General features: G+C 61.5%; 10 protein-coding genes and 1 pseudogene. 5 read left to right on the top strand and 6 right to left on the bottom strand.

Going from position 1 to position 7,283, the window contains the following annotated elements; genetic code table 11:
• Positions 1-330: pseudogene (locus AC07OE_RS14465) on the top strand (methyl-accepting chemotaxis protein); the annotation flags it as partial.
• A 127-nt stretch (positions 331-457) separates the two neighbouring features.
• Here AC07OE_RS14465 and infA read toward each other — a convergent pair.
• Both infA and AC07OE_RS14455 read right to left on the bottom strand, forming a co-directional pair.
• On the bottom strand, positions 458-706 hold the full coding sequence (gene infA / locus AC07OE_RS14460; RefSeq protein ID WP_087495722.1) for a translation initiation factor IF-1: 249 nt from the start codon (positions 704-706) through the stop codon (positions 458-460).
• A 24-nt stretch (positions 707-730) separates the two neighbouring features.
• A complete protein-coding gene (locus tag AC07OE_RS14455; RefSeq protein ID WP_495071270.1) occupies positions 731-1,027 on the bottom strand; it encodes a hypothetical protein in 297 nt (98 codons plus the stop codon).
• A gap of 230 nt (positions 1,028-1,257) precedes the next feature.
• On the opposite strand from AC07OE_RS14455, the gene AC07OE_RS14450 reads away from it, so the two are divergent.
• Entirely contained in the window at positions 1,258-1,980 is a 723-nt protein-coding gene (locus AC07OE_RS14450; RefSeq protein WP_495071269.1) for a glutamine amidotransferase-related protein, read from the top strand.
• On the opposite strand, the gene AC07OE_RS14445 is transcribed toward AC07OE_RS14450, so the two are convergent.
• Positions 1,977-2,477 (bottom strand): HugZ family pyridoxamine 5'-phosphate oxidase, encoded by a 501-nt coding sequence (locus AC07OE_RS14445; RefSeq protein WP_495071268.1) that lies wholly within the window; start codon positions 2,475-2,477, stop codon positions 1,977-1,979. The two genes, AC07OE_RS14450 and AC07OE_RS14445, sit on opposite strands and share 4 nt — an antisense overlap.
• Positions 2,478-2,793: 316 nt before the next feature.
• Here AC07OE_RS14445 and AC07OE_RS14440 point away from each other — a divergent pair, with 316 nt between their 5' ends.
• The 3 genes from AC07OE_RS14440 (at position 2,794) to AC07OE_RS14430 (ending at position 5,254) form a co-directional block, all read left to right on the top strand.
• Complete coding sequence (locus AC07OE_RS14440) at positions 2,794-3,267, top strand: Lrp/AsnC family transcriptional regulator (protein ID WP_495071267.1); 474 nt, start codon at positions 2,794-2,796, stop codon at positions 3,265-3,267.
• 10 nt (positions 3,268-3,277) lie between these two features.
• Positions 3,278-4,027 (top strand): NRDE family protein, encoded by a 750-nt coding sequence (locus AC07OE_RS14435; protein WP_495071266.1) that lies wholly within the window; start codon positions 3,278-3,280, stop codon positions 4,025-4,027.
• A 72-nt stretch (positions 4,028-4,099) separates the two neighbouring features.
• Entirely contained in the window at positions 4,100-5,254 is a 1,155-nt protein-coding gene (locus AC07OE_RS14430; protein WP_495071265.1) for a metallophosphoesterase, read from the top strand.
• 80 nt (positions 5,255-5,334) lie between these two features.
• Here the strand turns inward: AC07OE_RS14430 and minE are convergent, their stop codons facing one another.
• From minE to minC, 3 genes are read right to left on the bottom strand one after another with little or no spacing between them, the layout of a single operon-like run.
• Complete coding sequence (gene minE / locus AC07OE_RS14425; RefSeq protein WP_495071264.1) at positions 5,335-5,598, bottom strand: cell division topological specificity factor MinE; 264 nt, start codon at positions 5,596-5,598, stop codon at positions 5,335-5,337.
• 3 nt (positions 5,599-5,601) lie between these two features.
• The gene (gene minD, locus AC07OE_RS14420; RefSeq protein WP_495071263.1) at positions 5,602-6,417 is read right to left on the bottom strand and encodes a septum site-determining protein MinD; all 816 of its coding nucleotides are present in this window, start codon (positions 6,415-6,417) and stop codon (positions 5,602-5,604) included.
• Positions 6,418-6,454: 37 nt separating this feature from the next.
• Positions 6,455-7,240: a septum site-determining protein MinC gene (gene minC, locus AC07OE_RS14415; protein ID WP_495071262.1), complete on the bottom strand. Its 786-nt coding sequence runs from the start codon at positions 7,238-7,240 to the stop codon at positions 6,455-6,457.
• Positions 7,241-7,283: the final 43 nt, after the last annotated feature.

Below are 7,283 nucleotides of genomic sequence, written 5' to 3'. Positions count from 1 at the left end.
ACCACGATGACAGAAGTCGTGACCAGCATTCGCCGTGTCACGGACATCATGGGTGAAATCAGCGCCGCCAGCAGCGAACAAAGTGCGGGCGTAGCCCAGGTGGGTGAAGCGGTCTCTTCCATGGACCAGACCACGCAGCAGAACGCGGCGCTGGTGGAGGAGATGGCTGCCGCAGCCTCCAGCCTGAAGGCGCAGGCGCAGGACCTGGTGCAGGTGGTGGCGGTGTTCAAGCTGGGGCAGGGTGGCGACGCCGAGGATCAGCCAGAGGCCCCGATGTACCAGGCTACGCAGCTGTCCCATGGGCAGTCTCTGCAGTTGGGCCGGCATTGATCAGATCTGCGCTTTAAGGTTTTTGGGGGCACGAGCCCCCATAAACACTGCGCTGGTAGCTACGATTTATGTAGCAAATGGAAACGCAAAACGGGGGCGATGCCCCCGTTTTTCTATCCGTCGCGCTTTAGCGGCGAGGAGTCATCGGGCCGCGACCCTCGATGTGGCGGAAATTGATGCGACCCTTGGACAGGTCATAGGGCGACAACTCCAAGGACACACGGTCACCCGCCAAAATGCGGATGTGGTTCTTGCGCATCTTGCCAGCGGAGTAGGCAATCAGTTGGTGACCGTTGTCCAGTGTCACGCGAAAACGGGTGTCAGGCAACACTTCGTTGACAACGCCCATCATTTCAATCAGATCTTCTTTGGCCATGGTGGTTTCCTTCGGGGATACAGTTTACTGGGGGCGGGTGGTCGTGTGCACCCAGTGGATACCTTGCGCAATGGCGTAACGGGCCGCTGCGTCGGAGGTCGAAAAATCGTCGGTAAAGCTCATGACGCGGTCGGTCGAGGCGCTGCCCCGGCCGCTGGCGATGGAAACTTGGGCGCCAAAGCGGCCACTGGTCAGCGGCTTGGAGCACGCGGCAATGCGAAATTTGCCGATGGTGACTGGTGTCGAAAAAACAATATTGTTGTGGTTCTGAATCATTAAAAATACAAACGCACTCACCGCGGCAGAGGCTGACGTGCTCAAAAGGAAAAACTGCGGAGCCGTGGGAGGGCGCGTTGCAGATCGCTGCGAAATGGCCGGAATCGGCGGCCCCACTGCCGGGGGCGGGTGTGTTGCGGCATGCATACCAGAACACGGCCGATCGCCAAAAAGCGACTCCTTAATGTAGCACGGACGTGAAAAAACCGGGTAACTTTGGCGCGCAAGACCCTATTCGCTGTCGTTTTATGGGTGAAACTGAGAAAATTGGGGCCATGAAGATCTGCATTCTGGACAACGACACGATTGACCCCGCACTGGTCCCTACCTACGGGAACTATGCCGCCATGATGGAACGCGTACTGCGCGATGCGGGCGCTACCAACTGGACCATGGAGCGTTTCAGCACGCCCGAGTTTCAGTATCCCGACTCCTTTGACGCCTACGACGCCGTGCTGCTGACCGGCAGCAAGGCCGACTCCTTCTCCGACGAGCCTTGGGTGGTGGAGTTGCGCCGCCGGGTCACCGCACTGCTGGATACCGATACCAAGCTGCTGGGCGTGTGCTTCGGCCACCAGTTGATTGCCCTGTGCATGGGTGCCAAGGTCGGCCGCGCACCCCAAGGCTGGGTGACCGGGCGCAACACCTACACGTGGCACGCCTCTGACATGGCCGCCAGCGACAACCGTGACAGTTTTGCCCTCTTGGCCAGCCATCAGGACCAGGTGCTGGAGCTGCCACCCGGCGCCACGCTGCTGGCCAGCAGTGAGCGTTGCCCGATTTCTGCCTATGCCAAAGGCCAGGAAGTGCTGTGCATCCAGCCCCACCCCGAGTTTGTGGAGGACTACAGCGCCCACCTGCTGCACAAGCGCCGCCATGTGCTGGGCGACGAACACTACAGCGCCAGCCTGCAAAGCCTGGAGCAAGGCCATGAGGGCACCGACTTTGCCAAAGTGATGGTGGCCTTCGTCGAAGGCCGTGCCGCCGCCAGCGTCTAGGCCGGGACGCGCAGTACCTGCTGCAGGTCTGCCGAATCTAGCGTACGGGCTGCGCCAAAGCCTGCCACCTGGCGGGCGGCGTGGATAGTGATCCCCACAAATTGAAAATCGCCCAGTTGGGTCATGGGCTCGGCCTCGGGAAATCTTGCCAGATAGGCTGCCCGGCCCGACGCCCAGGCAGCTCCCTGCGGTTCAAGCACCGTCGCCATGCCCTCCAGACTGACGCGGGGCAGGGCATGCACGGGTTCCCCATCCACCTCCGCTTGCATGACGAGCACCGACACTTGGGGCGTGCGCAGCAGGTTGCCCGTGTGGGGGGCCAGGCCGCTGACGTGCACCACAAGATGCCCGGTTTCCTGGTCAACCGCAAACGGCACCATGGAAGCAAAGGGCAAGCCGTGGGCGTCCAGCGTGGCCAGGGCTGCCACGCGCTGGCGGGCCAACAACTGGCGCAGCGCCTGGGTCAACCGGGGTTCATGGGGGGATTCGTTGAGCATGGCCACCATGCTAACTGATGTGCCAAACAGGGCCCCAGCCCCCGTAAACTGTGTGCAATCAGCTATGAATTTGGTAGCAATCTTGGGATTCAAACAACGCCCCGGGCGGTGGATTCGCCCGGGGTGGGGTTTTGCAATACGGGCCCTTGTGGGGCCAGGCTGCGCAACGTGGGCGGGTGGCCGGTGTTGCTTTGGGCTGTGGGTAACAGAGGACTCCAGTGTAGGTCGAGAGCGGCAGCAGATGATTGCGTTATTGCGTCAATATGCCGTTTATTTGGCATACTCTGCCTATATTGAATAAATGCAGGGCAGAATTATGAAATTGGACCGCTATGACCAGCAAATCCTCGAAGTTTTGCAGACGGACGGTCGTATCAACAACCAGGATCTGGCCGACCGCATTGGCCTGTCACCCTCGCCCTGCTTGCGCCGCGTGCGTGCGTTGGAGGAGTCTGGCCTGATCGTGGGCTACCGCGCGCTGCTGGACGCCAAAAAGCTGGGGTTGTCTCTGATCGCCCTGGTGCACATCTCCATGGACCGCCACACGCCCGAGCGCTTTGCCAACTTTGAGGCCAGCGTTGCCGTGCTACCCGAGGTGCTGGAGTGCCTGCTGATCACCGGGCAAGACGCCGACTACCAGATCAAGGTGGCGGTGCGCGACATGGACCACTACCAGGCCCTGCTGCTCAACAAGCTGACCCGCATCGAGGGCGTGACCGGCGTACACAGCAGCTTTGTGCTGCGCCGCGTGGTGGACAGGACGGCACTGTCCGTCACCTCCGCACCCTGATCGCCTTCCCATGTGCCTGATCGCCTGGAATTGGCAGCCCAACAGCGCTACCCCGCTGCTGCTGCTGGCCAACCGCGACGAGTTCTATGCGCGTCCGGCCGAACCCCTGCACCACTGGCCCGATGCCCCCATCCTGGCGGGACGCGACAGCCAGGCAGGCGGTGCCTGGTTGGGCACAGGCCCTGGCGGCCGGCTGACCGCGCTTACCAACTTCCGCAGCGCAACGCCTGCACGCGCAGACGCGCCCTCGCGCGGAGACCTGGTGGCCCGCTTTCTGCAGGGTTCACTCACTGCGCGAGCCTACCTGGAGGCCTTGCAACCCCATACCGGCGCCTACAACCCGTTCAACCTCCTGGTGTTTGACGGCCAGACCCTGTTGGGCCTGGAAAGCCGCGGTGCGCGCATCGTCACTCTGCAGCCCGGCATAGGCGCGGTATCGAATGCCGACTTTCACACACCCTGGCCCAAGCTGCTTCAGCTGAGTCGCGGTTTGGCAGCATGTGTGGCGCATGGTGAAACAGACGACGCGCATCTGTGGCCCCTGCTGCAATCACGCACATTGGCGGCAGACGCCGAGCTGCCGCATACCGGTGTGCCCCTGGAACTGGAACGGGCCCTGTCTGCCGTGTTCATTGCTACACCGGCCTATGGCACACGTGCCTGCAGCGTGGTGCGCGTGGGTGCCGGTGGCGTGCAGTTCAGTGAACAACGGTTTGGCTCTGCAGGTGCTTTGGGACAAAGTACGCACAGACTCCCTTGAACCCCGGCCATTCCCCACCATCTACCAATCTTTCCACTCTGCCGCATCACTTCACCCGGCGCGGCGCACACCATGGCTTTTGCCCCGGTCACCCTGATTTCCCTGGTCTTCCACGGGCTGATTGCCTGGCGTCTGTTGCCAGATCTTCCCTCCGGGTTTGCCCTGCCGCTGGGGGGCCTGTTGCTGATATCCGCCCTGCTGGTCCCGCGTGGCTTGATGGGACGCGGCGCCAAACGAACCCCTTGGAGTACCGCCCTGGTATGGGCAGGCCTGCTGTGCATGGGGCTGTTTTCGTCCCTGTTGGTGCTCACGCTGTTGCGCGATGTGCTGCTATTGGGTGCGTGGGCAGTGCAGGCCGCGGGGGCAACGCTGGATCTGGCGGTGTTGCGCCCTGCGAGCGCCAAGGCTGTGCCCCTCTTGGCCCTGTTGATGACCGTGCTGGGCTTCTGGAACGCGCGCCGCACCGCGGCGGTCGTGCGGGTGGACGTGCCGATTGCCAACCTGCCGCAGGCGCTGCACGGCTTCACCATAGCCCAGATCAGCGATATCCATGTCGGCCCCACGATCAAGACACACTACCTGCAACGCATCGTGGACCGCGTGAACAGCCTGGGTGCACACATGGTGGCCATCACCGGCGACCTGGTCGATGGCAGCGTGAAGGAGCTGGGCCGGCACATTGCGCCCCTGGCGCAACTGCAATCCACCCACGGCACCTTTTTTGTGACTGGCAACCACGAGTACTACTCGGGTGCGCACAGCTGGATTGACGCCTTGCGTGCACTGGGTGTGCAAGTGTTGATGAACGAGCATGTGGTGATTCACCATGGCCACGACGCGCAGGACCCGGAACGCGCCCTGGTGGTGGTAGCCGGTGTGGCCGACTACAGCGCCCACCATTTTGATGAAAGCCACCGCAGCGACCCCCATGCGGCAATGGCACAAGCCCCCGAGCAGGCCCTGTTCAAACTGCTGTTGGCCCACCAGCCGCGCAGCGCGGCGGCCGCAGAGCAAGCAGGGTTTGATTTGCAACTGTCAGGCCACACGCACGGTGGACAGTTCTGGCCCTGGGGTTACTTTGTGCGCTTTCAGCAGCCGTTCACAGCAGGTCTGCACAAACTTGGCGCACTGTGGGTGTACACCAGCCGAGGCACGGGCTACTGGGGCCCACCCAAGCGCTTTGGCGCACCGTCAGAAATCACGTTGTTGCGCCTGATCCCGGCGTAACGAGAAGCCAAATAGGCCTCTAGCCCCCGTCAACATTGCGCGAGCAGCTATGAATACCATAGCGCTCAGCCTGCGTTGGATTAGCGTGCGTCGGGCAGCTCGATCTTCACTTCCAGGGTTTCCAGGTTGTCCTGGCGGCCCGCGATGACCTTGATGTCAGCGGGATTGATCTTCACGTACTTGCTGATCACGGCCACCAGCTCGCGCTGCAGCTCAGGCAGGTAGTCGGGCGCAGATGCGCTGCGGCCCGCACGTTCGTGGGCCAGAAGAATGGACAGGCGCTCTTTGGCAACGCTGGCCGTGGTCTTCTTCTCGCCGAGGAAAAAGGAAAGCAGGGAGGCCATGGCTTATTTCCCTCCGAACAGGCGCTTGAGCAAGCCTTGTTTGGGCGCTTCCGTGAAACGCATGGGCTTGTCAGCGCCGAGGAAACGGTCGATCACGTCCTTGTAGGCCTCAGACACATCGCTGCCCTGCATGTGCACCGCAGGTACGCCCTGGTTGGACGCCTGCAGCACGGATTCGCTTTCGGGAATCACGCCGATCAACTTGATGCGCAGGATGTCCTGGATATCTTCCAGCGACAGCATCTGGCCCTGGTCCACACGGGCAGGGTTGTAGCGCGTGATGAGCAAGTGTTCCTTGACCGGATCTCCGCCTTCCATGGCGCGCTTGGTCTTGCTGGCCAGCATGCCCAGAATGCGGTCCGAGTCACGCACGGAAGACACCTCGGGGTTGGTCACCACCAACGCCTCGTCGGCAAAGTGCATGGCCATCAACGCACCGGTTTCAATGCCAGCGGGAGAGTCACAGACGATGAACTCAAAGTCCATGGCACTCAGGTCTTTGAGCACCTTCTCCACACCGTCTTGCGTCAAGGCATCCTTGTCACGCGTTTGCGAAGCCGCCAGCACGTAGAGGTTGTCACACTGCTTGTCCTTGATGAGGGCCTGGTTCAGATTGGCCTCACCCTGGATCACATTGATCAGGTCGTACACCACGCGGCGTTCGCAACCCATGATCAGATCCAGGTTACGCAGGCCCACGTCAAAGTCGATCACAGCCGTCTTGTGCCCGCGCAGGGCCAGGCCGGTTGCAAAACTGGCACTGGTGGTTGTCTTGCCCACACCACCTTTGCCGGAGGTAACCACAATGATTCTTGCCATGGGTGAAATGTCTTTCGAAATAAAAATATCAGTCGATTCAGGTCTTTAGCGGCTCAATGAGCAGCTTTTCCTGGCCATCGGTACTCAGCCGCACCTGGGCGGCTTTGCCCTGCACATCCTTGGGCAGGGCATTTTCGCTGGTGCGGTAGACACCGGCGATGGAAATCAATTCGGGCTCCAGGCAGAGCGAAAAAATGCGGGCGTTGGTGTTGCCACGCGCACCTGCCATGGCCTTGCCGCGCAGCGGTGCATAGACATGGATGTTGCCATCGGCCACCACCTCGGCACCCTGGTTGACCATGGCCAGCACCACGAGATCGGCATTGCGCGCATAGACCTTTTGGCCGGAACGCAAGGGCTTGTCGATCACCATGGTTCCGGGCCCGGGCACTTCGCGTACCACCTCTTTGACCACTTCCTGCACCACGGTTTTGGCAGGCGCGGAAGTTTCCGCGGTCTTGCTGCGGACAATTTCAGGTGGCGCTTCCACCAGTCCCACAGCCAGCGCAGCTGCCATCCACTCCGGGCTGGCGCCCCGCACCGCTACAGGCACCAGGTTGCAGGTGCGTAGCACCTTGAGCAGCGGCACCATGTCCTGAACCGGGGTGTCCACGGGCAAATGCGAAAAATCGATGACCAGGGCGTCATGGTCAAAAAAGTCAGCACTGTCGCTTTCAACGCCAAATTGCGCAGTGAGTTCCTCAGCCAACAGCGTCCAGTCAGACGTTTTGAGCAGCAGGGCTACCAGCGGAAGCTGGGCGCTTTTGATTTCAAAACTTGCAGGGCTGTGGCCTGGTGCGGAGCCCGCAGAGGAAACTGGCATGGAGGAAATGTGCGATGGGCGGTTGTGTGAAGCGGGCAAATCT

Source organism: Rhodoferax sp. GW821-FHT09E07, assembly GCF_059416145.1.
This window is presented reverse-complemented; position numbering and strand designations above follow the sequence as displayed.

Coding starts and splice junctions, on each gene's coding strand:
- AC07OE_RS14440 (WP_495071267.1), top strand. CDS start 2,794: ATGAAATTGGACCGCTATGACCAGCAAATCCTCGAAGTTTTGCAGACG.
- AC07OE_RS14450 (WP_495071269.1), top strand. CDS start 1,258: ATGAAGATCTGCATTCTGGACAACGACACGATTGACCCCGCACTGGTC.
- minD (WP_495071263.1), bottom strand. CDS start 6,417: ATGGCAAGAATCATTGTGGTTACCTCCGGCAAAGGTGGTGTGGGCAAG.
- AC07OE_RS14430 (WP_495071265.1), top strand. CDS start 4,100: ATGGCTTTTGCCCCGGTCACCCTGATTTCCCTGGTCTTCCACGGGCTG.
- AC07OE_RS14445 (WP_495071268.1), bottom strand. CDS start 2,477: ATGCTCAACGAATCCCCCCATGAACCCCGGTTGACCCAGGCGCTGCGC.
- infA (WP_087495722.1), bottom strand. CDS start 706: ATGGCCAAAGAAGATCTGATTGAAATGATGGGCGTTGTCAACGAAGTG.
- AC07OE_RS14435 (WP_495071266.1), top strand. CDS start 3,278: ATGTGCCTGATCGCCTGGAATTGGCAGCCCAACAGCGCTACCCCGCTG.
- minC (WP_495071262.1), bottom strand. CDS start 7,240: ATGCCAGTTTCCTCTGCGGGCTCCGCACCAGGCCACAGCCCTGCAAGT.
- minE (WP_495071264.1), bottom strand. CDS start 5,598: ATGGCCTCCCTGCTTTCCTTTTTCCTCGGCGAGAAGAAGACCACGGCC.